General features: G+C 70.5%; 23 protein-coding genes, 1 other RNA gene and 2 pseudogenes. 11 read left to right on the forward strand and 15 right to left on the reverse strand.

The annotated features are described in order from the left end of the window. Positions 1-55: 55 nt before the first annotated feature. Both eda and yaaA read right to left on the reverse strand, forming a co-directional pair. Positions 56-709 carry a bifunctional 4-hydroxy-2-oxoglutarate aldolase/2-dehydro-3-deoxy-phosphogluconate aldolase gene (gene eda, locus CPH93_RS24735; RefSeq protein WP_096215579.1) on the reverse strand — a complete coding sequence of 218 codons (654 nt, stop codon included), beginning with the start codon at positions 707-709 and terminating at the stop codon, positions 56-58. A 158-nt stretch (positions 710-867) separates the two neighbouring features. After that, complete coding sequence (gene yaaA, locus CPH93_RS24740; RefSeq protein ID WP_096214112.1) at positions 868-1,665, reverse strand: peroxide stress protein YaaA; 798 nt, start codon at positions 1,663-1,665, stop codon at positions 868-870. Between the two features lie 180 nt (positions 1,666-1,845). On the opposite strand from yaaA, the gene CPH93_RS24745 reads away from it, so the two are divergent. Continuing rightward, entirely contained in the window at positions 1,846-3,357 is a 1,512-nt protein-coding gene (locus CPH93_RS24745) for an RNB domain-containing ribonuclease (protein WP_159395050.1), read from the forward strand. Between the two features lie 12 nt (positions 3,358-3,369). Here CPH93_RS24745 and CPH93_RS24750 read toward each other — a convergent pair whose 3' ends face one another. Continuing rightward, complete coding sequence (locus CPH93_RS24750) at positions 3,370-4,023, reverse strand: hypothetical protein (RefSeq protein ID WP_096214113.1); 654 nt, start codon at positions 4,021-4,023, stop codon at positions 3,370-3,372. Then, positions 4,020-4,832 (reverse strand): MerR family transcriptional regulator, encoded by an 813-nt coding sequence (locus CPH93_RS24755; protein WP_096214114.1) that lies wholly within the window; start codon positions 4,830-4,832, stop codon positions 4,020-4,022. The genes CPH93_RS24750 and CPH93_RS24755 overlap by 4 nt, the downstream gene beginning before the upstream one ends. Positions 4,833-4,965: 133 nt before the next feature. Here CPH93_RS24755 and rnpB point away from each other — a divergent pair. Beyond that, an RNA gene (gene rnpB, locus CPH93_RS24760) (RNase P RNA component class A) lies at positions 4,966-5,366 on the forward strand. A gap of 92 nt (positions 5,367-5,458) precedes the next feature. Here rnpB and CPH93_RS24765 read toward each other — a convergent pair. Beyond that, positions 5,459-6,016: a TIR domain-containing protein gene (locus CPH93_RS24765; RefSeq protein WP_096214115.1), complete on the reverse strand. Its 558-nt coding sequence runs from the start codon at positions 6,014-6,016 to the stop codon at positions 5,459-5,461. Between the two features lie 275 nt (positions 6,017-6,291). On the opposite strand from CPH93_RS24765, the gene CPH93_RS37330 reads away from it, so the two are divergent. Together CPH93_RS37330 and CPH93_RS24775 are read left to right on the forward strand one after the other, a co-directional pair. Then, on the forward strand, positions 6,292-6,423 hold the full coding sequence (locus tag CPH93_RS37330; protein WP_269460120.1) for a hypothetical protein: 132 nt from the start codon (positions 6,292-6,294) through the stop codon (positions 6,421-6,423). 1 nt (position 6,424) lies between these two features. Then, positions 6,425-7,114, forward strand: a complete 690-nt coding sequence (locus CPH93_RS24775; protein ID WP_096214117.1) for a DUF429 domain-containing protein — start codon at positions 6,425-6,427, stop codon at positions 7,112-7,114. 123 nt (positions 7,115-7,237) lie between these two features. Here CPH93_RS24775 and CPH93_RS24780 read toward each other — a convergent pair whose 3' ends face one another. Then, positions 7,238-9,364 carry a tetratricopeptide repeat protein gene (locus tag CPH93_RS24780; protein WP_096214118.1) on the reverse strand — a complete coding sequence of 709 codons (2,127 nt, stop codon included), beginning with the start codon at positions 9,362-9,364 and terminating at the stop codon, positions 7,238-7,240. A gap of 8 nt (positions 9,365-9,372) precedes the next feature. After that, complete coding sequence (locus CPH93_RS24785) at positions 9,373-9,777, reverse strand: hypothetical protein (RefSeq protein ID WP_096214119.1); 405 nt, start codon at positions 9,775-9,777, stop codon at positions 9,373-9,375. 268 nt (positions 9,778-10,045) lie between these two features. Here CPH93_RS24785 and CPH93_RS36935 point away from each other — a divergent pair, with 268 nt between their 5' ends. Beyond that, entirely contained in the window at positions 10,046-10,315 is a 270-nt protein-coding gene (locus CPH93_RS36935) for a hypothetical protein (protein WP_078568756.1), read from the forward strand. Next, complete coding sequence (locus CPH93_RS24795; protein WP_096214120.1) at positions 10,308-10,919, forward strand: DUF6879 family protein; 612 nt, start codon at positions 10,308-10,310, stop codon at positions 10,917-10,919. The genes CPH93_RS36935 and CPH93_RS24795 overlap by 8 nt, the downstream gene beginning before the upstream one ends. 452 nt (positions 10,920-11,371) lie before the next feature. On the opposite strand, the gene CPH93_RS24800 is transcribed toward CPH93_RS24795, so the two are convergent. The 6 genes from CPH93_RS24800 to CPH93_RS24825 all read right to left on the reverse strand — a co-directional run bounded on the left by CPH93_RS24800 (position 11,372) and on the right by CPH93_RS24825 (position 17,440). Continuing rightward, a complete protein-coding gene (locus CPH93_RS24800; RefSeq protein ID WP_096214121.1) occupies positions 11,372-13,819 on the reverse strand; it encodes a molybdopterin oxidoreductase family protein in 2,448 nt (815 codons plus the stop codon). Between the two features lie 148 nt (positions 13,820-13,967). Next, on the reverse strand, positions 13,968-14,372 hold the full coding sequence (locus CPH93_RS24805; RefSeq protein WP_443031402.1) for a hypothetical protein: 405 nt from the start codon (positions 14,370-14,372) through the stop codon (positions 13,968-13,970). Positions 14,373-14,555: 183 nt separating this feature from the next. Next, a complete protein-coding gene (locus tag CPH93_RS24810; RefSeq protein ID WP_096214122.1) occupies positions 14,556-15,068 on the reverse strand; it encodes a DUF6328 family protein in 513 nt (170 codons plus the stop codon). 47 nt (positions 15,069-15,115) lie between these two features. Then, positions 15,116-15,430 carry a DUF6479 family protein gene (locus CPH93_RS24815; protein WP_231976949.1) on the reverse strand — a complete coding sequence of 105 codons (315 nt, stop codon included), beginning with the start codon at positions 15,428-15,430 and terminating at the stop codon, positions 15,116-15,118. A gap of 140 nt (positions 15,431-15,570) precedes the next feature. Further along, positions 15,571-16,461: an SDR family oxidoreductase gene (locus CPH93_RS24820; RefSeq protein ID WP_096214124.1), complete on the reverse strand. Its 891-nt coding sequence runs from the start codon at positions 16,459-16,461 to the stop codon at positions 15,571-15,573. Between the two features lie 304 nt (positions 16,462-16,765). Beyond that, complete coding sequence (locus tag CPH93_RS24825; RefSeq protein WP_096214125.1) at positions 16,766-17,440, reverse strand: UdgX family uracil-DNA binding protein; 675 nt, start codon at positions 17,438-17,440, stop codon at positions 16,766-16,768. A gap of 323 nt (positions 17,441-17,763) precedes the next feature. On the opposite strand from CPH93_RS24825, the gene CPH93_RS24830 reads away from it, so the two are divergent. The 5 genes and pseudogenes from CPH93_RS24830 to CPH93_RS24855 all read left to right on the forward strand — a co-directional run bounded on the left by CPH93_RS24830 (position 17,764) and on the right by CPH93_RS24855 (position 21,882). Further along, positions 17,764-18,090: a plasmid stabilization protein gene (locus CPH93_RS24830; RefSeq protein WP_093482896.1), complete on the forward strand. Its 327-nt coding sequence runs from the start codon at positions 17,764-17,766 to the stop codon at positions 18,088-18,090. Between the two features lie 164 nt (positions 18,091-18,254). Continuing rightward, positions 18,255-18,665, forward strand: a pseudogene (locus CPH93_RS24835) (CBS domain-containing protein); the annotation flags it as partial. A gap of 157 nt (positions 18,666-18,822) precedes the next feature. Beyond that, entirely contained in the window at positions 18,823-19,239 is a 417-nt protein-coding gene (locus CPH93_RS24840) for a CBS domain-containing protein (RefSeq protein ID WP_093482894.1), read from the forward strand. A 32-nt stretch (positions 19,240-19,271) separates the two neighbouring features. Beyond that, positions 19,272-19,751 (forward strand): annotated as a pseudogene (locus tag CPH93_RS24845) (DUF7873 family protein); the annotation flags it as partial. Between the two features lie 553 nt (positions 19,752-20,304). After that, a complete protein-coding gene (locus CPH93_RS24855) occupies positions 20,305-21,882 on the forward strand; it encodes a S53 family peptidase (RefSeq protein ID WP_096214126.1) in 1,578 nt (525 codons plus the stop codon). Positions 21,883-22,049: 167 nt separating this feature from the next. Here CPH93_RS24855 and CPH93_RS24860 read toward each other — a convergent pair whose 3' ends face one another. Further along, complete coding sequence (locus CPH93_RS24860; protein WP_231976950.1) at positions 22,050-23,078, reverse strand: trypsin-like serine peptidase; 1,029 nt, start codon at positions 23,076-23,078, stop codon at positions 22,050-22,052. A gap of 210 nt (positions 23,079-23,288) precedes the next feature. Then, complete coding sequence (locus tag CPH93_RS24865) at positions 23,289-24,224, reverse strand: SDR family oxidoreductase (RefSeq protein WP_231976951.1); 936 nt, start codon at positions 24,222-24,224, stop codon at positions 23,289-23,291. Between the last annotated feature and the right edge of the window lie 25 nt (positions 24,225-24,249).

The following is a 24,249-nucleotide window of genomic DNA, read 5'->3' on the forward strand; positions in this document are numbered from 1 at the left end:
GGGGCCCGCCGCCTCGGAAGACCCGGGTGCCGGGCCCTTTCCCGTACGGCGGCCGTCAGACCGCCAACGCCGCCGCGCCCCGGGCGAGTTGGCGCACCCGGCCCCAGTCCTTGGCGGCCGTCGCCCCGGCCGGCAGCATCCAGGAGCCGCCGACGCAGCCGACGTTCGGCAGGGCCAGGTAGGCCGGTGCCGACGCCGGGCCGATCCCGCCGGTCGGGCAGAAGCGGGCCTGCGGCAGCGGCGCGGCCAGCGAGGCCAGATAGGCGGTGCCGCCCGCCGCCTCGGCCGGGAAGAACTTCATCTCGGTGAGGCCCTCCTCCAGCAGGGTCACCACCTCCGACGCCGTCGAGACGCCCGGCAGGAACGGCACCCCCGAGTCCTTCATCGCCCCCAGCAGCCGGGGCGTGCACCCGGGACTCACCAGGAACCGGGCGCCGGCCGCACGGGCCGCCCCGGCCTGCGCGGGGGACAGCACGGTGCCCGCGCCCGGCACCGCGTCCGGGACCTCGTCGGCGATGGCGCGGAGCGCGTCCAGCGCGGCGGGCGTCCGCAGCGTCACCTCGATCGCGGGCAGCCCGCCCGCGACGAGTGCCCGGGCGAGCGGCACGGCGTCCGCGGCGTCATGGACCACCACGACGGGGAGGACGGGCGCGAACCCGAGCACCGACGGGGGAGCGGGCGCGGCGGCGTTGCTGGTCACGCCGCCCATGGTGCGCAGGCACACCCACTCTCCGCAACGAGCGTTGCACATGCTGCAACCGTCAAGCATCGGGTGCCCGCCGCCGGGCCGTGTCGCAGCCGGTGCCGGTGCCCGCCAGGCCGTACCGGCTCCCGCCCCCGGCACGCCGTACCGTCCCCCGCCCCCGCCTACACCTCCGTCACGATCACATCCACCGCCCAGGCCTTCCCGCCCTTCGCCGGAGCCTGGGCCTCCACCGCATAGCCCAGCTCCCGCAGTGCCTCCACCAGCTCGGCCGGGCCGTCCGGCGCACGCCCCGACGACAGCAGATCCCGCACCAGCCGCCCCTTGGTCGCCTTGTTGAAGTGGCTGACCACCGTCCGCTTCTCCACCCCGGCCACGATCTTGGACTGGAGGACCCGCACCGTCGCGGTCCGCCCGGCCAGCTCGCCCTTGGGCTTCCACGCCGTCGCATAGGCCGCCGACCGCAGATCGAGCACCAGCCCGTCCACGGCGGCCGCGGGCAGCACCTCGGCCATCGGCGCCCGCCAGTACGCGCCCAGCGCGCCCAGGCCCGGCAGCTTCACCCCCATCGAGCAGCGGTAGGACGGAATCCGGTCGCCGACCCCCACGGCGCCCCACAGCCCCGAGAACACCAGCAGCGAGCGCTCGGCCCGCTTGCGCGCCGCCGCGTCCAGGGACGCCAGGCCGAGCGCGTCGTAGAGCACCCCGGTGTAGATCTCCCCGGCCGGCCGGGCCGGCGCCGTCCGCAGCCCCGCGTTCTTGGCGATCTCGCCCTTGAGGCCCTCGCTGAGCCCGAGCACCTCCTGGGCCTTGGTCTCGTCCGCGGCACACAGCTCGACGAGCTCCCCGAGCACCTCCTCGCGCGCCGCGGTCAGCCCCGGCAGCGACAGCGCCCCGGTGTCCAGCGGCGCCCCCTTCCCTCCCGCGGCCTTCCCTTCGGACGGCGGCAACAGCACGAGCACGGTGTTTCTCCTTCGCGGCGGTACGGGCGGGGGTGCGGCCCCGGGAAAGCGTATGGCCTGCGGCGGGCCGGTACGGAACCCGCGCGCCCGCCGGGGGACCGGTGCCGCACCGCCCGCCGGGGGACCGGTGCCGCACCGCACGCCGCGCCGGGAGCGGCCACCCGCCATACGCTCGGTTTCATGCCCCGTCTCCACATGCACGTGACCGACGCAGCCGAGGCCCCGCTGCGGGTGGCGCTGCACGAGCTGCGCGGACGGCTGGAGATCCCGGATCACTTCCCGCCCACGGCACAGGCCGAGGCGGAGAGCGCGGCCCGCGCCCCGCGGATCCCGGCCGCCGACGGCGCGGTGGCGACCGAGCACACCCTGGAGGACGCCACCGACCTCCCGCTCTTCACCCTCGACCCGCCCGGCTCCCTCGATCTCGACCAGGCGATGTTCCTCTCCCGCCGCCCCGGCCGCGGGTCCTCCGGGGCGAAGACCGGCGGAGGCTACCGCGTCCACTACGCCATCGCCGACGTCGCCTCGTTCGTAACCCCCGGGGGTGCCCTGGACGCCGAGGCACACCACCGGGTGACCACCCTCTACTTCCCCGACGAGCGGGTCCCGCTGTATCCGTACGCGCTGAGCGAGGGCGCCGCCAGCCTGCTGCCCGACCGGGACCGCCCGGCCGTCCTGTGGCAGCTCGACCTCGACGCGGACGGCGCCCTGGCCGGCGTCCGGGTCCGCCGCGCGCTGGTCCGCTCCCGCGCCAGGCTCGACTACGCCGGTGTCCAGCGGATCCTCGACGACGGTACGGCCGAGGAGCCGCTCGCCCTGCTCCGCGAGATCGGGCTGCTGCGCGAGGAGCTGGAGGTCGCCCGGGGCGCGATCTCCCTGAACGTCCCCGAGCAGGAGATCGTCGAGGAGGAGGGCTGCTACCGCCTCGAATACCGCGCCCCGCTCCCGGCCTACGGCTGGAACGCGCAGATCTCGCTGCTCACCGGCATGGCCGCGGCCGAGCTGATGCTGGCCTCCGGCACCGGCATCCTCCGTACGCTGCCGACCGCCCCGGACGGCTCGGTGGCCCGGCTGCGGCTGACCGCCCGCGCGCTCGGCGTCGACTGGCCGCACCACACCTCGTACGCGGCGCTGATCCGCGCCCTCGACCCGCGTCGCCCCGCCCACGCCGCGTTCCTCCAGGAGTGCACCGCGCTGCTGCGCGGCGCCGGCTACACCGCCTTCGACGGCACCGCACCCCCGGCGCACGAGGCCCTGCACGCCGCGGTCGCCGCCCCGTACGCGCACGCCACCGCGCCGCTGCGGCGGCTCGTCGACCGCTACACCTCCGAGCTGTGCCTGGCCGCCTCGGCCGGCGCCGACCCGCCCTCCTGGGTCCGCGGGGCGCTGGCCGCGCTGCCCCGGGAGATGGAGCTGGGCACCCAGCACGCCAATCAGGTCGAGCGGGCCTGTGTCGACCTCGTCGAGGCGGCGCTGCTGCGCGACCGGATCGGGGAGGTCTTCGAGGGCCTGGTCGTGGAGATCCAGGAGACGGACCCCACCCACGGGACCGTCCACCTCGTCGACCCCGCCGTCATCGGCCCCGTCGAAGCCGCCCCGGAAGGCCCCGCGCTGCCGCTCGGCCGCCGTATCCCGGTCCGTCTCACCGAGGCCGAACCGGGCCACCGCCCGGTCCGCTTCACGGCGGCGTGACGCTCGCCCCCTTCACGGCCGCGTGCCGCCCGCCCCTCCAGCCACCGGGCCGTCATCCGCCCCCGCCATGTCTTCCCGTACGGCTCGCACCGCTGCCCGGGGATCATCCGCATGGAACCGCACCGTGCCCACCGTCGCCCGCCGCCCCAACAGCCCTACCACCACGACCGGTTCGGCCAGCTCGACGGTGACCGAGGTCTGCCCGCCCACGGCGAACTCCGCCACCCCCGCAGCCGTCCCGTCACCGGCCCGGGCCTCCTGCCTGCTGAACCGCAGGTCGTAACGCACCGAGGCGATCCGCCCGACCGGTATCCGAAGCTCCCGCCGCGCCCCGTCACGCAGCCACAGGACACCGGCCCCCAGCACATGCGGCCGGGTGACCGCCGCGGCCTGTAAGCCCAGCACCATCAGCACGGTGTACACATCGAGCACCAACAGCACCCCGTGCACCACCGGTTCGCCGGCGAACAGCACACTCATCCCGACCGTCTCCACCACACACACGAACGCCAGCCCGTAGACGAACGCCGCCTGCGCCGCCGCATATCCCAGAGCCCGCTCGCCGGACGCCACCCCGATCCGCCGCCGCGCCACCCACCACACCAGACTCACCAGCCACCGCCCCTCGTGCGCGGCCAGCCGCCGCAGCGCACCGCCCCGGCTCACCCCGCACGCTCCGTGATCAGCCGGACCGCCTCGCGTACGGCCGCGGACTGCGCGGGCGTGAACTGCGCGTGGACCGCCGCCAGAAAGCCGCCCTCCGCCGCCGCGCCCGGCCCGGCCGCCCCCTCTCGGCCCGGTACGGCGAGCTCCGCGGCCACCGCGTCCGGAACGCAGTCGGCGAGCGCCTGAGCGGCCTGCGCCACCCGCGGGTCGTCCGGCGCGGCCTCCGCCAGCGCATCGAGCAGCCCGTACACCTCGTACATCCGCTCCATCGCCCCCGGCTCCGCGGTCAGCTGTCCCAACAGTTCCGCCATCCGCCGGCGCCCGGCCTCCTGCCCCGTCGATTCGAGCAGCGCCAGCACCTCCCGCTCCTTCGCCGCCATGACGGGTTCCGGGCCGGGGCGGGCGGCCGAGGTACGGGCCATCTCCCCGAAGACCGCGGCCAACTCGTCCGAGACGGGCCCCTCGGCGGGCAGCCCGCTGTGCTCCTCCGCCTGCCGCCGCAGCGCGGCCAGCCGGACCCGCCGGGACCGGATCTCCTCCTCCTGCCGGGCCAGGTCCGCATCCAGCTCGGCCAGCACCTCGGCCAGCTCCCGCCCGGAGTCGTCCGCCAGGACGTCGCGCACCTCGTCCAGCCCGAGCCCCAGCTCCACCAGCCGCCGCAGCCGCGCGAGCGCGACCGCGTCCGGCAGCCCGTACTCCCGGTAGCCGTTGGCCCGGCGGGCGGGCTCGGGCAGCAGCCCGAGGTGGTGGTAGTGGCGCACCGCACGGGTGCTGACGCCGACCAGCGCGGCGAGTTCCCCGATTCTCATGAGCTTTCCCCGATTCTCATGCGCTCAGTAGAAACGTTGCCGCTGCGACAAGGTCAAGGGCGGCCGCGGGGGACCGGCCGCGGCCGCGGCCCGTGGCGCCGCTGCCTGCGGGTACCATGGTCGCCACGGCGGACGAGCCGGCCGGACGGCCGCGTGGGGATCTTCGATCCTCCCGAGGAACGTCCGGGCTCCACAGGGCAGGGTGGTGGGTAACACCCACCCGGGGTGACCCGCGGGACAGTGCCACAGAAAACAAACCGCCCGTGCCGCAAGGCGCGGGTAAGGGTGAAACGGTGGTGTAAGAGACCACCAGCCTCCGAGGTGACTCGGAGGGCTAGGTAAACCCCACCCGGAGCAAGGTCAAGAGGAGGCATCGGCTGATGCCTCTGCGCGGACGACCGAGGGCTGCCCGCCCGAGTCCGCGGGTAGACCGCACGAGGCTGCCGGCAACGACAGCCCTAGATGGATGGCCGTCTCCCCCCGGCCCGCAAGGACCGGGGGCGACAGAACCCGGCGTACAGGCCGACTCGTCCGCCACTACGGCCCTGACCTGGGCGAACGTCTTGGTCAGGGCCTTTGCGTACCCCTGCCGTGCTTCCCTCCCTGGCCTGCGGTTTCCCGCGAGTTCAATCCTGGTCCAGAGTCCGATCCAGATCAGCCAGGTCTTGTTTCATCTGTTGAAGCTTCTGGGAGTCGATCATGGGCCCGAACTGCGTCGCGATGATATCCAGCTCTACCTTGCGAGACCTGGCCAGGAGACGGAGGAGCGATTGCATGGTTGCGCCGACGTCCTCAACGCTGTTGGTGGCCTTCTCCAGATCCCGAAATCGCTTGTCTGCCCTGGCTCCCAGTCGTTCCACCGTCCGGCGAACCTTCGTGCACGGAGCACCTAGTGCTGCCTCAAGGTTTCCGCTGACTTGAGGAGCGAAGGTCGCAGCGGTGATTCCAGCCAGATCGGAAGGCAGGGCGGGAGGATGCGTGCGGTCGTAGAGCATGAAGGTCCGATCGCGGCCCAACGCCCCAATGAACAGCCCAAGTTCAAAAAGTACATTGTCCCTGGCTGTGGGCCTTTCCGCGTTGCGGGACACCGTCAAGTCGTCGGCGGTGAGCACGAGCAGGGCGAAATCGAAAAGCGGCAGAGCCGTGACGAGGGATTCAAGCGTTCCCTGAGTGAGTCCGAAAATCCCCTGGGTTCAGAGCTCCACCTCGCACACCTCGTCGAGAACGACCTGCACGGCTTCCGCGATCCGCAATCCCTCGGATGACGATCCGACAAAGAGTGAAGGACGAACCATCGAACCCTCCCGCGAGGCGAACACCCGTACGCTGAAACGACGTGATGCGTCGAGCGCCAATGCTACGGGGCGGCAAGTGCTTTCAGATGTGGGATACGTCGATTGGTGTGTGTTGCCGCATCGTGCGCGCCCAGCCACACCAGCTGCGTACGACCATGTGGCGCATGGCCGTCGAGCTGTATGAGCGGACACACCAGGGACTCGTGCGCAACCGGACCGTCGTCCTCGCTCATTTCGTCCGCATCTACGGCGAGTACGGGTATTCCCCGACGGGCCCGTTCCAGGAAACTGGCTGACATGGTGACAGTCCTCGGTGCCGACGCCTGTCCGGGTGGTTGGCTGACGGTCGAGCTCCGCGACGGCCGCTTCGCGGAGGCACGGGCCGTCACGACCCTGCGCTCCCTCCTGCCCGTTGCTGCGTCCGGCGGCGTCGCGGTCGTGGCCGTGGACATGCCGCTGGGGCTTCTCGAAACCGGGTGGCGGCGGGCGGACACCGAAGCGGCGGCCCTGCTGGGGCCGCGCAGGGGGAGCGTATTCCGGGTGCCGCCCCGCGCGGTTTGGCTGGAGGCGACGTACGAAGATGCGCAGCGGCGGTGCCGCGAACTCACCGGGGCCGGGCTGAGCCGCCAGAGCTGGGGACTCGCGTCCAAACTCCGCGAGGCGAACGCCTGCTTGACGGAACCTGGGGGCGACCGGCTCTTCGAAGTGCATCCGGAGTTGTCGTTCCGGGCCCTGGCGGAGGGAACGGCGCTGCTGGCCCGCAAGAAGAGCTGGGCGGGGCAGATGACGCGGCGCTCGCTCCTCGCCGCGGCCGGCGTCGTCCTCCCGGACGACCTGGGGGCCGCGGGGCGCACCCCGCCGGACGACGTACTGGACGCGGCCGCGGCCGCGTGGACGGCCCACCGGATCGCCCACGGCCACGCGCACTCCCTCCCGGGCCCGCCCGAGCACGATGCCGACGGGCGCCCGGTCGCCATCTGGTACTGATGTTGATCGTTCGCCCCGTGTCCGCCCGCGTGCAGGTGCGCGGCGACGCACGACCTGGCGGAGGGCTTGGCCGCAAGTTCGAAGCACATTGGCCGCATCGCGTAAGAGCCGCTGATGTATGAATCAGGGCGCGTTTCGTCGACTTTCCTTGAGCTCGGCCAGCACCTTCCTGCTGGCAGTGGTAAAAGGATGGTCGGCGCCGAGGCTGTTCGTCCGCCGTTCCGTGACGTCATTCATGAGACTTACTGCCGCCTCGAAGTGGCCGAGTTTATGCTGAATTCGAGCATATAGCTGTTGCGCCGAAAGTGCGATGGGGTAGTCGGACCCAAAACGACGTTCATACGTGTCTGCGACCAGCCGAATCTCCTCATCGGCCTCGTCAAAGCGCCTGAGTACGTAAAGTGCCCATGCGTGGTTGTGTCTTGCTCCCAGCGTGACCGTGTGGTCTGGGCCGAGCTGCCGCTCACATTCCGACGGCAAGGAAAGCAATGCAGAGTTGTCTTCCATTTCGAGTTCGGCCGCCGACAGCATCGTCAGCAGGCTGGCACGGGACCGCATCGTCAATGGATGTGCAGGCCCGAGCGACGATTGCCGGCCCGCAATCGTGGCGCGGAGCAGGGACAGAGCTTCCGCCTGCTTGCCAAGGTTTCCAAGCACTAGTTGAAGCCCGTGGCTACTGTCCAGAGTGTCCGGGTCGCAGGCTCCGAAGAGCCGCTCCTGATTGCTTCGGACCTGGCGCAGTAGCGGCTCAGCCTCCGCATACTTTCCCAGCCGGAACAGTGCTCGGCCGGCCCTGGAATGCGCAGCCAAAACCAAGCGATGCTCCGAACCGAGGACTTGCTCCGAAAGCGCCACCGCACTATGGGCAGTCTCCCAGGCAGACAGGTAGTCCCCAGTACGGTGCAGGGCAGTGGCCAAGCGGGTCGCGATACCCACCAGATCGGCCAGTGTCGAGGAAGTCGCACCACGCTGCAACAAGGCGAGGACATGGGGGCTGAGCAACCGTAGATGCGGATCTTCCGGGCCGGCGTCAGGCAGTTGAGGAATCGTGACGTCCAACAGTCGGCAAGCTGTCGAGTTGAGGGTGCTCAGCGAATCCGATGGCGTGGCGGAAGCGACGCTGTCGAGCAGTACACCGTGGCTTTGCACACACCGCACGCCAACGTTGACCAGTTCAGTAAGCGATTGGTCGAGCAACGCTCGCAGTGCCGTTTCCGTGCGAGCCCGAGGGAGGACGCCACTGATTTCAGGACGATTCAGCAGGGTCAGCGGCAGGGGCTCCGAAGCGAAACGGGCGAGCAAGCGAAGCAGTGTCACTGCCTCGGGCAGGCCGCGAGCTTCGAAGGCGTCGAGCGTGAGTTGCCAAGTACGCCCTACCAGGTGACGTGGATCTGCATCCGACAAGAGGTCAGCTCCTTGGTCGATGAGCTCGACACGCTCTCCTTCCTCGAGGTGCCGGCCATAGGCGTCCATCGTCCAGGGGTCGAGCACTTGGTGGGACAGGAAGCCACCGGCCAGCGTCAGCGCGAGCGGCAGTCGACCGAGTCTGTCTGCGATCGCCGAAGCCTGCTTCAACGTGCCGCTCTGCGGGGCCAGGTCGCACAGCACTCGTGCGGCGTCTTCCCGCGGCAGTACCCCAATGTGCTGCAACTCCGCTCCTGGCCACCAGCGAGCAGCCGCACGCCGTGTCGTGACCACCACGATGCCACCAGGGCTGGTACGCAGCCAGCTTCCATCCCGCAAAATCTCGGGATCATCTGCGTTGTCCAGTACCAGCAGCCACGGATCGGCGGATCGGTCGAGGTGTTCCCACACGAGGTCGGCCCCAGGACGCAGGCCGTTGCGAGCAGCCAACAGCTCGCCGTCCGTGGCACCACGGTCTGCGGCAACGGCGAGCATGCCGGAGCGCAGGCTCGCACGGTCGGAGGCGTTCACCCACAGGCCGACACGGCCGCTGACCTCCGTAGCGAATTGAAAGAAGGCGTGCGCGACAGCAGTTTTGCCACAGCCTCCCATGCCGTGAAGAACGAAGGCCTGACCGCCATTTCCTTCCGCGACACTCGCCCGCAGGCGATTGAGTACTTCGGCGCGGTCGCGCAGAACCACGGGTGCTCGGCCCACTGCCGGGCGTCGAACTGAGTCCGGGCCGGCCAAGCCAGGGTCATCGCTGCTGTGATAGTGGTACTCGCTGATGTGTTGGTCACGCGACGATTGGTAGACGCGGCCGCCATCTTCGGCATGGCCGTCCATCGCACCTCTCATCGTTCGTTGATGTGCATGTCTCGGCCGGCTTGATAGACCCGTGCGCGCCCGGATGCAGATCCGTTCTGCGTGATCTGTGCAGCGGCTTCCGGATCGACGTCGTCAAGCAGCCTGCGAAGGTCCTCAACGGCCTCTGGCTGGGCGAGCAACAGCCGGCGGAGATACCCCTGCCACTGCAAGCACAATTCACTCAGCATCTCTTGGTCTGCTGCCGAGCGGGCGCGCAGCACTTCTTCGCGACTTGCGTCCAATTCATCGGAAACAATGTGCGCTCTGTCAGGCTGCAGCCGCTGCCACAGCCGCGTTAATCCGTCGCGGGTGTGCTGCCAGGCGTCAGTTGCCATCAGAGTGACCAAGGTGATTCCAGCGGTCTGCGTGAACGATGTTAATTCCGGATCCATAGCTCCCCCAGTTGAATCGCTACCGCTCTGGACTCCTGCTATAAGTCCATAAATTCGACCGTCGAAGTCGTGAGGGCCTTACGGCCACTCAAGGTCAGCATCGTTGCACCACCAAACTGAACGGGCAAGCGAGCCTCGATAGGGTATTCCCATGGCATATGCCATGTGTCCGTTTTTCCTGCCCAGTCCAGTGTTTGCTCTAGCTGCATCGAGCTCCAGGCGCTAACCTCAATACGCTCTGGAACGTCCGAAGGAGAGGGGTGGTTGTGTGGCCAGGCCGTGGGAAGCTGACCCTACAACGCGGTTCAAAAGGCGGCTAGGGAAATCCCCGCAGGAGTTAGGGCATACAACGGATAACCCCGACTGCCCCGACATCTGGGAGCTGGAGAATGGAGATGTCGCCATCATTGGCAGGGATCTGACGAACTCGCTCGGGAAAAGTCTTCCGCCGGGCGTATCGGTAGGCGACGACGAACGACTCGTGGTCATCCCGAGGAGCATGATGGTCGCGGCGAAGCCGGATATCCCAAGTGTTTGAGTCGTTTCAGCGCACTATCTCAGAGTATTTGGATCGGCCGAGCTACCACGAGGACTTTCGTCGCCATTATGAGAGTGGCATTCGCTTCCTGAAGAAGCTCGAACGTGGGCAGAATTTCAAGGAGCGAGGTTTTCCCAGCTGGGAAGCCTTCGCCGCCGGCGAGTGGAATAGAGCGCTCTCCTTGATTGAGGAGAAGCGTGAAATCTACGCTGGTCAGTTCCGGAAGGCTGCTGAGCTCGGCATTCTGGAGCGTCGGCTTCGCGTAGTACAGTTCCCTGTCACTCCGTACGTACAGTGGGAATTGTTCGTACTTCGGCTACGGGTGGAATTGGGTGACAGTATCCGAGTGATGGATGCCCGCAAAATCTCGGATATCGAAGTCGATCACCTTGTGCCAGAAGTTGTGATCCTTGGCGATGAGGTCATGTACGAGGTGGTTTACGACGGCGACGGGAACGCGGCGGGAGCCAACCGGATCGCGGACCAAGGGGCGATTGAGGAAACTTCCGCAGGCTTCGATGCGCTTTACCGTCGAGGGGAAGATTTCACCGAGTTCTTCAATCGGGAAATTGCGCCACTCGATCCTCCGATGGTCGTTCATTGAGTGATTCCCCGGGGTGGGGATCCGCTTGAGCGAAGGCGTGTGGTGCTTGCCCTCGCCGGCCACCTCGGCGTGGAACGGTGCGCCTACGCCGGTGTCTCGCTCGGCGAAGCGGTCGGCACCCACCTCGCCCGCCCAGCCCGCCGGCACCCAGGGCCACATGCTGGATCTCTACGTCCCGCAGTCCCGCCGCCCGGCCCCCTGGTGATCTTCACGCACGGCTCGGGCTGGATGGCCGACAACGGCCGCATGGACGACGACAAGGTCGCAGCCCAGCTCAACCCGCACGGTTTCGCCGTGGCCGGTGCACACGGCCTACCCCCGCCGACCCGTCCTGGCAGACCGTCGTCTCCTTCCTCAAGAGTGAACTCCACATCGCTGGGCGCCAAGCCACCCGGGTTGCTCGGAGCCGCAGCTCAGAGTCCTCTCTGAGCTGCGGCAATGTTCCGACGGCCTCAGCCGTCGTAGGTGGCGTACGCCTCCGCCCCGCCCGCGGTGGGCGGCAGGCTGCCCGGTGACGCAGGTGCGGAGGCGGTCGTGGTCGGCGCGGGCGCGGGTGTGCCGTCGGAGCGGGTGACGAGGCTGACGCGGGCGGCGCCGGTTTTGAACAGGGGTTGTTTGGAGGCCGGGTCCCAGTCGGTGGGGGTCGTTTCGTTCGCGGCGCGGCCTGCACCGGCCGGCGGTGGGCCGTCAGGGGTGTCCCAGTAGCCGTAGTGGAAGGGCACGAAGACCATGCCGTCCCGCATGTCGGTAATTCTCAGCCGGGCTCGTAGGGCGCCGCGGGGCGTGGCGACCTCGATGAGGTCGCCTTCGCCCAGTGCGTGTGCCGCGGCCTCGGCGGCGGACAGTTCGGCCCACACGTCAGGCGCCGCGGCGTCGAGTTGAGGGGCGCGCCCGGTCTTTGTGCGGGTGTGGAAGTGGTAGAGGGTGCGGCCGGTGTTGAGCTGGAGCGGGAAGTCCGGGGAGGTGTCCTCGGGCGGTGGGAGGTAGGCGGCGGACCTGATGACCGCTTTGCCCTGGGGGTTGAGGGAGCGGTATGCGGTGGAATCGGCCGGTGCTCCGGTCTCCAGGTCCTTGCCGTAGCTCTCGCACAGGTCCGGGTCGGCCCAGGTGATGCCGTCGGTGTAGAGGCGCTCGGTGCCGTGCGGGGCCTGGGCGTTGCAGGGCCATTGGATGCCGCCCGCCTCGCGGAGCCGGTCGTAGCTCAGACCGGTGTAGTCACACGGCCGGCCGGCGCTGCACCGCTGCCAGGCCTCGAACGCCGACGGCGCATCGTGCCAGGTCACCAGGGGTGCGCCGGCCTTGTCGCGGAAGTCCATGCGGGCCGCGTAGTCGAGGAAGATGTCGAGATCGGACCTGGCCTGGCCCGGCGGGTCGACGGCCTTCTCGGACAGGTGCACCGTGCGATCGGCGTTGGTGAAGGTGCCCGTCTTCTCGCCCCAGGTGGCCGCCGGCAGGACCACGTCGGCCAGCTGCGCGGTCTCGGTCAGATACAGGTCCTGCACCACGACGAAGAGGCGGTCCTGGGCGAGGAGGGCACGGATCCGGTGCAGCTCCGGCAGGGAGACGGCCGGGTTGGTGCCGCTGATCCACAGCATCCGGATCGAGCCCTGCTCGGCGTAACGGAACATCTCCATCGCGGGGGTGGGCGGCTGGTCGTGCGGGATGCGGTCCGGCGTCACGTTCCACACCCGCGCCAAGTCGGCGATGTGCTCCTCGTTCTGCCAGTTGCGGAACCCCGGCAGATCGCCGTTGGCTCCGCATTCGCGGGTGTTCTGCGCGGTGGGCTGCCCGTTCATCTGCAGGACTCCGGCCCCTGGGCGCCCCAGCATGCCGCGGACAAGGTGCAGGTTGTTGACCTGGACGGCGGCGGCGGTGGCCTGGTGGGACTGGTAGACGCCCTGCAGAACGGTGGACACCAACCGCTCGGCGCTGCCCAGGATTTCGGCGGCTTCGCAGATCAGCCGGGCGGGGACGTCGCAGATTCCGGCAGCCCACTGCGGGGTGCAGGCGGCCACCTGGGCCTGGAGTCCCTCGAAGCCGACGGTGTGCGCCGCCAGGAAGTCGCGGTCGATGCGGCCGGTGCGCAGGATTTCGTGGAGCAGGGCATTGAGGAGGGCGACGTTGGTGCCGCCCCGCAGGGGCAGGTGCACCGTCGCGCGGCGGGCGACAGGTGTCGGGCGGGGGTCCACGCAGATCAGCCGTGGCGGCTGCGGCCCTTCCAGGCGGTCGAGGATGCGCATCCACAGCACGGTTTGCGTCTCGGCGACGTTGTGGCCGAAGAGTGCGAGGGTGTCGGCGTGATCGATATCGGTATAGGAGCCCGGCTGACCGTCCGTACCGAAGCTCTCCTTGAGCGCCTCACCGGCGGTGGCCGTGCACAAGCGCGTGTTGCCGTCCAGGTGGTGGGTGCCGATGCCGGCCCGGGCGAGGACCGTGAGGGTGTAGTACTCCTCCAGGAACAGCTGACCTGAGGTGTAGAAGCCGACCGACCCGGGCCCCCGCTCCTTCAGGAGCTGCTGGGAGCGGGACACCACCCGGCCCATCGCCGTGGGCCAGTCGCACTCCACCAGCCGGCCGCCCTCGCGGACCAGCGGCCGGGTCAGCCGGTCGGGCGAGGCGTTGGCCTGCCACCCGAACAGGTCCTTCGGCCCCAGACGGCCACGATTCACCCGGTCCACGGCGCGCCCCCGCACACCGACGATCCGGCCGCCGATCACGGCGATGTCCATCGCATCGCCGTTGGAGTGCAGCAGCGACGCCGACGGCACCCATCGCTCCACGTCGGCCGGGCGGACCCCCGGTGCGAAATGCGCATCCACGCGAACCGGCCAGGGCTGACCGGGGCCGTACGCGCTCCGGCTGCCCCACGGTTCCGCGATCCGGTCCGTCGACGTCTCCATCCCGGCCTCTCTTACGTACCGCTCTTACGTACCGCCGGTTCGCCCCGGCGCTCACCGCTGACCGGATGCAGCTCACGTGGCGAGCGCATCGATCACTTTAAGCTGATGGGCCGTCAGGTCATGGGGCGACAGGCCCGCCATGAGGTGGCTACGCGGCGATCGGCCGGGTCACCAAACGCAGCTGCGCCTCCTGCTCCTGGTCGCCGGATGTCGAACCGACCTCTTGGAGCGCGAAAACCGACGCCAGGCCGGCGCGCAGGCGGTCGACCGCCCAATAGCCGCCCTGGACGGTGGCCGTCACCGGCGCGGTCAGCCGCCGAGGCGCTGCCTCGGCCGGTGGCGCCGACACGTCAACGGTCGCGGCCCACACCGTCACCCCGGTTCCGGCCGGGTCCGGAGGGGCATCGTCCGTCGCCCGGTCGGAGACGAAGACCGCGTTGAGCGCGCTGAAAACCGTCTGCGCGTCTTCGGGCGGGCAATCGGTCACCGCCACCTGGACCTGGGCTGCACCTTGATTGGTCTGTGCTGCCTCTTCCGCGTCGTTCACGTTCACTTGTGCCTCCCTCTCGCGTGGTACTTGTCGCTACGCAGTCGGCCGGCCCTTCATACGGCCGGAGAAAACGACATCGAGGGGACGAAACGAAACCGCCGGGAACGACGTGCTCCGTCCCCCCTGACGTGCCCCGCCCCTCCCGAAGCGGCTACCCGAACGCCCTCCCCCTACCACCACCGGCGCTCAGCCTTCTGACGGCCGGCCGGTGGCCGAGTGCCGGTGGCGAGCCCAGGCGGGCAGTGCGAACCAGCTGAACAGGAACCAGGCCACCAGACCCGCGACGACCCAGGGGACGGCGGCATTGTCCATGGCGATCCGCAGAATGAGGAGGAGAGCAGAGGTGACCGTGGCCAGGAGGAGGACGATGCCGGCAAGTGCCAGGCGCGAGGCCCAGACCACGGTTTCGGGCTTCAGCCGGTGCCCGGTGAGAAACCGGTGGAAGGTCACCGGCGCGATGAGAGTGCCGGTGGTCGCCGCGCCCAGCAGGACGGTGACCACGTAGAGGGTTTTGTCGCCGGGCGGGAGCGTGGCGAACCGGGGAGTGAACACCACGGTGAGCAGAAACCCGAAGAGAATCTGCACACCGGTCTGGACCACCCGCACCTCCTGCAGCAGCTCGTTCCACCGCCGATCGGCCCGTTCCTCGGGCGATTCCGCTCGCCCTGGGGCCGCCTGCCGTGGGCCAGTCGATTCCATAGGTCCTCCCACCTGCATGAGGCGCCCGTAGTGCCGTGCGCGGCCGGCTACCGGTGGCGCCGGGACTCGATGCCGTTGCCCTTCACCTCGTGCGGGGTGAGCCGTTGGTCGCGCGGAGCGAGTTCGTCCGGCTCGCGGTCCTCCACGGCATATCCCACGGGGCCGTCCGCCGGCAGACGTGGCTGCTCCTCGGGCCTGGGTGGGCCCGGCTCACGAGCCTTGAGACGACGCCCCCAGGCAAAGGCCGCGATGAGCACGGCGACGACGAGAACTCCCACGAGGGCGAGCAGGGCGCCACTCACCCCGTTCCCGGCGGCCAGTTGCTGATGCACTGTCAATGCTTCGTTGCGCAGGGTCTCCATTTCGGTCGGGTACCCGCCGGGGCAGGCGCTATCCGGGCCCCTGGCGGGCGGTCCCGAAGTCCTTGCTGACCCCGGAGAGCGACGGACGGCGGCCCCTGCCCACTCGCACTCCCCTCAGGACATCAGGGCCCCTCAGGTCCTCAGGGCAAGGGAGTCCCCCCGGTCGCGTTCACGATCTCGGCGGTGATGTAGCTCGCCTGCGGGGACGCGAGGAAGACGTAGGCCGGAGCCATTTCCGCGGGCTGGGCCGGCCGGCCGAGAGGTGACTGCTTGCCGAACGTGGCGGTGTCCGGCAAGGTCGCCGGGATCAGCGGCGTCCAGACCGGGCCGGGCGCAACGGCGTTGACCCGGATGCCGTCGGAGGCCAGCATCTGCGCGAGGCCCTGGGTGAAGGTGACGATGGCGCCCTTGGTCGTCGCGTAGTCGAGCAGGTGCGGGCTGGGCTTGTAGGCCTGCACCGAGGCGGAATTGATGATGGAGCCGCCCTCGGGAATGTGCGGCAGCGCGCTCTTGCACAGCCAGAACATGCCGTACAGGTTCGTACGCATCACCCGGTCGAACTGTTCCGTGCTGATGGCACTGATGCCGTCCGGCTGCGACATCTGATAGGCCGCGTTGTTCACCAGCATGTCGATCCGGCCGAACTCCTTCACCGCGCGTGCGATGAGCAGCCGGCACTGCTCTTCCTCCCGGATGTCGCAGGCGACCGGTACGGCCGTGCGCCCTGCCTCGGTGACGAGCCGGGTGGTTTCCGCAGCGTCTTCCTCTTCCGCGGGCAGGAAGGTGAAGAGCACGTCCGCCCCCTCACGTGCGAACGCCAGGGCCACGGCCCGGCCGATCCCGGAATCGCCCCCGGTCACCACGGCCTTGCGCCCTGCGAGGAGGCCGCTGCCCCGGTAGGACTCCTCGCCGTGATCAGGAGGGGGGTCCATCGGCCCCGTCCAGCCGGGGTGGGTCTGGTCCTGCTGCGAGAATTCGGGCTGGGGGTGCTTGGTGACCGGATTGCTCGGGGCCGGTTCTTCACCCGACATGGCAGACCTCCCGGGTACGAGTGCGCGGGCCGTCAGGCCCGGCGGCCGCAGGTGCGTGGGCCGGGGGCCGCAGAAGCAGCCCTGAGGTGGTGGCGTGGGCGGCGGGCGCGCGGTCGTCTCCGGGGTGCTCGGCTGCCAGGGCTTCCGCGGCACCGCAGCCCGGCGCCGCCTCGCCGCTCCCTGCCGTCTTGCCTCGGGCCGGCCCTCCACACCTCTCCAGGCTGACGGACATGCACCTCAGCCGCACGTCGGCCCCGTCGCGGACGGGGGTCGCTCAGCACCGCGCGCCCGGCGTCGCTCCCGCTCAGCCCAACGCGTCGGCGGCCACCCGGAGGTCCGATACGAGTCCCGCGTACGCCGTTTCGCGCTCATCGGACCGGAGAACCGCCGAGGGATGCAGCGTCGCGACGACCATCCCCCCTGCTCGGCCGGCCGGTTGACGCTCGTCCTGGGGCAGCGGAAGGAGGGCACCTCGGTCCTTCGTGACCCGGAACGACGGCCCGAGGAGTGCCTTGCCCGCGGTCGCACCGAGCGCGACCACGAGCTCGGGGTCCACGAGGCGCAACTCGGCGGTCAGCCAGGGGCGGCAGGCCGACATCTCCCGCAGACTCGGCGGCTTGTGGATCCGCCGCTTGCCCCGCCCGGCCACCTCGAACTTGAAATGCTTGACCGCATTGGTGAAGTACGCCTGGCTCTCGACGATCCCCGCCTCGTGCAGCGCCTCCCGCAGCAGGCGTCCGGCCGGCCCGACGAACGGCTCTCCCGCCCGGTCCTCCTGGTCCCCCGGCTGCTCTCCGACGAACATGATCCGCGCGGAGGTGTCACCCGCCCCGAAGACCGTCCCGGATGCCTCCCGGAACAGCGGGCAGCCCTGGCAGCGCGCCGCGGCCCGCCGGTAGGCCGGCAGGCCGCCGCGCCGGGGAAGAAACGGCGTGGCGTCGTACTCCTGCCCAGCGGGCTCTGTTTGACGTTCAACCATCGGTGTCACCTCTGCTCACCGCTGCGTCCTGCGGCTGCCGCAGAGCTGCCTGCCCCGCGACGCCTTCTTCGGTCCCATGGAGACGTTCCCCGCAGGACGCCGTGGGCCGCGTGGCCGCCGAGATGGAGCAACGGGCGCGCCCCCTCTCCGCCTGCAAGGCCGTACGCACCGGGCCGGACCGGTGCGGGCGCCGCCGCTCTCCTTCGTGTCGCGTCGGGAGGCGTTTCGTCGTGGACTGGTAGCGGCGCGCCCGCATTCGTGCCGGTATGCGGGTACCCGCCCCATGAAGACGAAGGCCTCGGCCGCGAGATGAGGAGTGTGTGATGCCGGCAGGATCCAGCAGTAAGCGTGAGCGGCAGTACGAGCACATCAAGGAGGGCGCCGAAAAGCGCGGGACCTCCCAGGCGCGCGCGAAGGAGATCGCCGCGCGCACCGTCAACAAGGAACGCGCCCGGGCGGGAGAGGCGAAGTCCGCGAGCAGGACCTCGACCCGCGACCCGAAGTCCGCCTCCCAGCGCGGCGGCGAGCGCTCCCACCGCGGCGCCCAGGGCCCCACGAAGGACCAGCTCTACGCAGAGGCCAAGAAGAAGCACATCGACGGCCGCTCCACCATGACCAAGGAGCAGCTGCGCAGGGCCGTCGGCCGCTGACGGCAACCGACGGCGGGAAGCACAGCATCGCCGGTGCACCCCGGCAGGGGCGGCCCGCTCGGCCCACCCCTGCCGTTCGGTGCCCACCGGCTGGGGGAGGCGTCTTCCGGCGCTCCGGTTCGTTGCGCCCGGCTGAACCCCGACACCTCACCAAGGCGGACGCTATGCCTGTGGCACGCGACATCATGACCCCAGGAGTGGAGTGCATCGGCGCCGAGGACAGCGTCCTGGACGCGGCATGCCTGCTCACCCGGCTGGCCGTCGGGGCGTTGCCGATTCGGGGCAGTGACGGCAGCCTCACGGGCGTGCTGACGGACCGGGACATCGTGATCAAGGTTCTCGGCAAGGGCAAGGACCCCCGGCAGACGAAGGCCGGCGAACTCGCGCAGGGCGTGATCACCATCGGCGCGGACGACGACGCGGACGAAATCTTCCGGACGATGGCCAGCCACAAGGTCCGCCGCCTCCCGGTCATCGACGGTCGCCGGCTGGTGGGCATGGTGGCGCTGGCCGATGTGGCTCGCGCGCTGCCGAACCTGCACGCCGGCAGCCTGCTCGAAGCGCTCTCCGCGGACAGCTCTCCCGCCGGGCACCGGTGTGCCCCGGCCAGCCCTGCTTGTGTCGCGCTCGGCTGCGCTTCGACGTGAAGTGGTATCTGCGTACCCGCGCGTGCGGGCCCCCTCGGCCGCTTCGCGGGTACGCGCCCCTGCTCCGCGAGACGGGAGACGGCGTATGACCAGCGCGAGAGAGATCATGACGGCCGGTGTGGAGTGCATCGGCCTGGAGGAGAGCGTGGTGCTGGCGGCCAAGAAGATGGCCGAGCTGGGGGTGGGGGCGTTGCCCATCTGCGGCGGCGACAACAAGCTCAGGGGCATGCTCACCGACCGCGACATCGTGCTCAAGGTCCTGGCCAGGGAGCGGGAGCCCGCCGCCACCAAGGCGGGGGAACTGGCCCAGGGCGAGGTGGTGGCCATCGACGTGGACGACGACACCCACCACATCCTGCGCACGATGACCGCCCACCAGGTGCGCCGGCTGCCGGTCATCGACGGCAACGACCTCGTCGGCATGGTCGCGCTGGCCGACGTCGCCCGTGACCTGCCCGACGCCCAGGTCGGCGACCTCCTTGCCGCCCTGTCCACCGACTGACGTGGGGTGCGCCGCAGCGCTTCGAAAAACCGGACTGGGCGAACCGCAGGGCACGGGCCGATGTCACGGTCGGGGGGCGCACGCTGCTCACCCAGGTACCCGTGTCGTACCTGCTGTTCCTGGAGAAGCAGCTCGCCGACGTCCACACCTTCATCCGGAAGCTGCCGGTGCTGGACGCGTCCGAGTCCTGGACGCAGGACCCCTCGACGGACGCCTGGAAGACCGAGCCGGTGCGGACCGTACGCACCAAGAAGGTGCCCCGTAACCACGTGAAGGCGGAGGCCACCGACAAGCACCCGGCGCAGGTCGATGTGTACTACGAGGACGTTCCGGTCGGCTACTGGACGACCGTGAAGTTCTCCGGCGCGCTGCCCGCGCGGCGGGTGAACGAACTGCTGGACCGCGTGGAGAAGTTGCAGCAGGCGGTGAAGTTCGCCCGTGAAGAGGCCAACGGCATCGAGGTCGCCGACGAGCGGGTGGGTGAGGCCGTCTTCGGCTACCTCTTCGGGTAGCCACCATGACTCCCCGGCCGTCTCATTACGGCCGGGGTGCGCGAGGAGCGCGAGCTGAAGCTGAAGCTTGTCGTGACGACATGCGGTTTCCAGTGGAGGTTCAAGTCCTCCCCGCGGCACTTACGGGCCGCGGTGGCCCAACTCGGCAGAGGCGGACCGCATTCAATCTCAGACTCTTGCTCCAGACTCAGTATTCGCCACCGATCGCCGGAACGACCGGGCCGGGCACCGGTCGTCGGATGCCGGTTCAAGTCCGGCCCGCGCAGCTCTTCGATGCGCGGTAGTTCAAAGGCAGAACACGACGACATCAGATTGACCCGCGCTCTGCACCGTGCCGGCGTGCGCAACGAGGTGGCATCTCAGGGCTCGGGGGCAGGCTACGCCCCCGGGCCCGCTCCTTTTGATCCCGTCGAGCGGTGGTTACGGGCCGCTGTTCCCGCAGTTCCGGGCCGTATGACCTGGTGGTTCGGGAGGGGCCCGCCGGGGTGCCAGGGCGCCTTGTCGGGGCTTCTCGGGGTGCAGGTCCGCCGCGATCGGGTCGATAATTTGTGCTATGAACGAGCGATTTGTCCCGGTACCTGGCAGCGAGCGCTCGGCCGCGCCCGGGGCGCGCCCGGCGGGCCCCCTCGACGGCTCGAAGCCCGTCGAGGCCACCGTCGTACTGCGTCGCAAGGCGGAGGTCCCCCATGACCTGATCACGGGGCCCGAGACGATCCCGCAGGCCGAGCTGGCCCGGCAGTACGGTGCGGACCCGGCCGACGCCGAGCTGCTCCGCGAGGTGCTGGGCCGCCTCGGGGTGCGGGTGACCGACGTCGATCTGGCGTCCCGCCGGGCCAAGGTGACGGGCACGGCGGACGAGATGGCCGCGGCGTTCCGGACCCGGCTGGTCCGTGCCGCCAGCCCCGACCCGACCGGCGGCGACCCCGTCGAGCACCGCCACCGCGAGGGCCCGCTGGAGGTGCCCGCCGCACTGGAGGGCGTGGTCGTCGCGGTGCTCGGGCTGGACGACCGGCCGCAGGCCCGTCCGCATCTGCGGCGGGCCAGGAAGAAGGCCCACCGGATCTCCTACAAGCCGTCGCAGCTGGCCGAGGTCTACCACTTCCCGCCCGGAACCGACGGCAGCGGCCAGACCCTGGCGATCATCGAACTCGGCGGCGGCTTCGACCAGTCCGAGCTCGACACCTACTTCGCCTCGCTCGGCCTGCCGAAGAGCCCCCGGGTGACCGCGGTGAAGGTCGGGACCGCCCACAATGTGCCGGGCCGGGACCCCGACGGCGCCGACGGCGAGGTGCTGTTGGACATCGAGGTCGCGGGCGCGCTGGCGCCCGGTGCGGAGCAGAAGGTGTACTTCGCGCACAACACCGACCAGGGTTTCGCCGACGCGGTGAGCGCGGCCGTCCATGACACCCCGACGCCGGCCGCGCTGAGCATCAGCTGGGGCGCCGCCGAGCCGTTCTGGACCGACCAGGCCCGGGCGGTCATCGACGAGGCGCTCGCCGATGCCGCGGCGCTCGGCGTGACCGTGTGTGCCGCGGCGGGTGACGACGGCAGCGGGGACGGGGTCGGCGACGGACTGCCGCACACCGACTTCCCGGCCTCCAGCCCGCATGCGCTGGCCTGCGGCGGCACCCGGCTGGACGCCGACCCGGCCACCGGCCACGTACGCCATGAGCGGGTCTGGGGCGGCAGCGCCAGCGGCGGGGCCACCGGCGGCGGTGTCAGCGAGGCGTTCGGCCTTCCGTCGTGGCAGACCACCGCCGGGGTCCCGCACAACGGGAGCCCTCCGGGCCGTGGCGTACCGGATGTGTCGGGCGTCGCCGATCCGGCCACCGGCTATCAGGTGCTGGTGGACGGCCACCGCTCGGTGATCGGCGGCACCAGTGCCGTGGCGCCCCTCTGGGCGGCCCTGACCTGCCGGCTGGTGCAGGCACTCGGGCGCCCGCTGGGCATGCTCCACCCCCTGCTGTACGCCGGTGCCACACCGGGCCACACCGCACGCGGCTTCCGCGAGATCATCGATGGCTCCAACGGTGACTTCAGCGCCGCCCCCGGCTGGAACGCCTGCACCGGTCTGGGGGTCCCCAACGGCACCGAACTGCTCGCCTCCTTGCGGGAGATGTCGACCCGCTGAGGGGGGCTGATCTGGCTGAGCCCCGCCCGGCGTCCGAGGGGCGCCGGGCGGGCCTTCGCCCGGCGCCCTGGTGCCGGGCGGTCTCGTGCGGTGCCGGGCCGGGGGCGTCCGCCCGCCGGTCCGCCCCTTGGGTCACCCGAATGGGGGTATGGCCCCGGAGGTGTCAGTCAGGTCCCCTGGGCCGTCGTGTAGAGGTTCTTCGCGTCATCGCCGAAGTACGGGCCGAACATGGTGTGCGGCCAGAACTGGTAGCCGAAGCTGTTCACCGAGGTCTGCAGGCCGCTGCCGGTCTTCTCGTCGAACGAGGCGAACCAGGGGCCGCCGCTGGAGCCGCCGGTCATGTTGCAGTCCAGACCGTGGTCGCCGGAGAACAGCGGGTCCTTGAAGGTGGTGCCGCCGCAGTAGATGAGCTTGCTGCCGTCGTACGGGGCGGCCGCGGGGAAGCCGAAGGCGTACATCGCCTTGTTGTAGCCGGCGTTGAAGGACAGGCCCTGGCCGCCGACGACATCGGTGAGCTTCTTGCCGTCGAGCGGGGCGACGACCGCGGCGCCCACGTCGTAGTTGATGTCCTCGCTCGCCGTCCACTGCGGAGTGGAGAGCGTCTTGGTGGCCGCCCACTTGCCGTACGGGGCCTGGCCGTCGTGGTAGCCGGGGACGAAGACCCAGTCGGTGTGCCAGACGCCGCCCAGCTTCACACAGTGCCCCGCGGTGATCACCGTGCTCTTGTTGCCGCTGGTCACCGCGTCGCCGGAGCAGGCGGCCGTGCGGCCCTGGTAGGTGAAGAACACCCGGCCGGTGGTCTTGGTGACCGCGCCGCCGCCGGTCCACGGCCCGCCGGCCTGGGGCAGGGCGCCGGGGCGGGCGGGTGACTTCGGGAGCCGGGGGAGGGTGGGCGCCACCGTGAGTGGGGCGCCGTGCCGGACCGCGGCGGTGGACCGCGGTGCGGGGGTGGCGAGGTCCAGGGGCTCGGCGGCGCGCATCCGGTCCGCCGTCCAGAAGGCGTCGAGGGCGGTCTGCGGGGCGGGGGAGCGGTGGCCGTGGTGCGCGCCGGCGGCGCCGGCCGGGGTGGCGGGGAGCAGCAGGGCGAGCAGCGTACCGGCGGCCGTCAAGGCGCCCAGGGCGGCCCGGGATCTGCGCACGGGGTGCGGCGCGGGTATGGCGTGAACTTCCGCTGTGCCACGTACGGTTCGTCTCACGCGTAACTCCTTCTGCGGGGGCCGCGCGGCAGCTGCGCGCGGCCGTGGGGGACGGGCCGCGCGACGGCGGCCCGGCAGGAGCGGTGCGGATCCGGGGTAAGGGTGCCACTGGAGACGGCAGGAGGGCAGGGGTCGTACCAGGATTCGGCGCCCGGACCGGCGCGGTGGCGCAACTTCGCCCGAACCCCGCCGTCCTGGCCGAAAGATGCCTCAACCCCGCCCGATGTAGGGCATGTTCGTCGCCATCACCGTCGCGAACTGCACATTGGCCTCCAGCGGCAGCGCCGCCATGTGGACGACCGTGCGGCCGACGTCCGCCGCGTCCATCACCGGCTCGACCGCCAGCTGGCCGTTGGCCTGCCGGATACCGGTCTGCATCCGGCCGGTCATCTCGGTCGCCGCGTTGCCGATGTCGAGCTGGCCGCAGGCGATGCGGTACGGACGGCCGTCCAGGGAGAGCGACTTGGTCAGTCCGGTCACCGCGTGCTTGGTGGCGGTGTAGGCGATGGAGTCCGGGCGCGGGCTGTGGGCGGAGACGGAGCCGTTGTTGATGATCCGGCCGCCCTGCGGGTCCTGGGTCTTCATCGCGCGGAAGGCGGCCTGCGCGCACAGGAAGGCGCCGGTGAGGTTGGTGTCCACCACGGTGTGCCAGTCCTCGTAGGTCAGCTCGTCGAGCGGCGCCGTCCTGCCGAAGGTGCCCGCGTTGTTGAAGAGCAGATCGACCCGGCTGAACCGCTCCAGGACGCCGGCGAAGAGGGCGTCGACCTGGTCGGGGCGGGTGACATCGGTCGGCACCGCCATGAGGGCGGGGCTTTCGGGGGTGGTGAGGCCCGCCAGACGGGCGGTCTCCGCCAGGGCCTCGGCGCGCCGGCCGGCCAGCACCACCGTCCAGTCGGCGTCGAACAGCGCCAGGGCGACCGCCCGTCCGATGCCGGATCCGGCGCCGGTGACCACCGCCACCTTCCGGGGCGCGGCCCCGCCCCGCCGCGCCTCCCGGGCGACCGACGCCGTCTGTGCGCGCTGTCCGGGCCGCGAGGACGGGGCCGGCAGCGTAGGCCGCTCCGCGGTCGCCGTCCCGCCGACCTGCCCCGCCCGCGCCGTCGGCGTCGCCTGCGCTGCCCCTGCCCGCTCTGTGTTCTGTGCCATGGCGGCAGCGTAAACGGCGTACCGG

It is taken from the genome of Streptomyces sp. 2323.1 (genome assembly GCF_900221035.1).
Lineage (GTDB): Bacteria > Actinomycetota > Actinomycetes > Streptomycetales > Streptomycetaceae > Streptomyces > Streptomyces sioyaensis.

Excerpts from the sequence above, each read along its gene's own strand:
- eda (WP_096215579.1), bottom strand. The coding sequence starts at position 709 with ATGGGCGGCGTGACCAGCAACGCCGCCGCGCCCGCTCCCCCGTCGGTG.
- CPH93_RS24745 (WP_159395050.1), top strand. The coding sequence starts at position 1,846 with ATGCCCCGTCTCCACATGCACGTGACCGACGCAGCCGAGGCCCCGCTG.
- CPH93_RS24755 (WP_096214114.1), bottom strand. The coding sequence starts at position 4,832 with ATGAGAATCGGGGAACTCGCCGCGCTGGTCGGCGTCAGCACCCGTGCG.
- CPH93_RS37330 (WP_269460120.1), top strand. The coding sequence starts at position 6,292 with ATGGCCGTCGAGCTGTATGAGCGGACACACCAGGGACTCGTGCGCAAC.
- CPH93_RS24775 (WP_096214117.1), top strand. The coding sequence starts at position 6,425 with ATGGTGACAGTCCTCGGTGCCGACGCCTGTCCGGGTGGTTGGCTGACG.
- CPH93_RS24780 (WP_096214118.1), bottom strand. The coding sequence starts at position 9,364 with ATGGACGGCCATGCCGAAGATGGCGGCCGCGTCTACCAATCGTCGCGT.
- CPH93_RS24785 (WP_096214119.1), bottom strand. The coding sequence starts at position 9,777 with ATGGATCCGGAATTAACATCGTTCACGCAGACCGCTGGAATCACCTTG.
- CPH93_RS24800 (WP_096214121.1), bottom strand. The coding sequence starts at position 13,819 with ATGGAGACGTCGACGGACCGGATCGCGGAACCGTGGGGCAGCCGGAGC.
- CPH93_RS24810 (WP_096214122.1), bottom strand. The coding sequence starts at position 15,068 with ATGGAATCGACTGGCCCACGGCAGGCGGCCCCAGGGCGAGCGGAATCG.
- CPH93_RS24815 (WP_231976949.1), bottom strand. The coding sequence starts at position 15,430 with ATGGAGACCCTGCGCAACGAAGCATTGACAGTGCATCAGCAACTGGCC.
- CPH93_RS24820 (WP_096214124.1), bottom strand. The coding sequence starts at position 16,461 with ATGTCGGGTGAAGAACCGGCCCCGAGCAATCCGGTCACCAAGCACCCC.
- CPH93_RS24825 (WP_096214125.1), bottom strand. The coding sequence starts at position 17,440 with ATGGTTGAACGTCAAACAGAGCCCGCTGGGCAGGAGTACGACGCCACG.
- CPH93_RS24830 (WP_093482896.1), top strand. The coding sequence starts at position 17,764 with ATGCCGGCAGGATCCAGCAGTAAGCGTGAGCGGCAGTACGAGCACATC.
- CPH93_RS24840 (WP_093482894.1), top strand. The coding sequence starts at position 18,823 with ATGACCAGCGCGAGAGAGATCATGACGGCCGGTGTGGAGTGCATCGGC.
- CPH93_RS24855 (WP_096214126.1), top strand. The coding sequence starts at position 20,305 with ATGAACGAGCGATTTGTCCCGGTACCTGGCAGCGAGCGCTCGGCCGCG.
- CPH93_RS24865 (WP_231976951.1), bottom strand. The coding sequence starts at position 24,224 with ATGGCACAGAACACAGAGCGGGCAGGGGCAGCGCAGGCGACGCCGACG.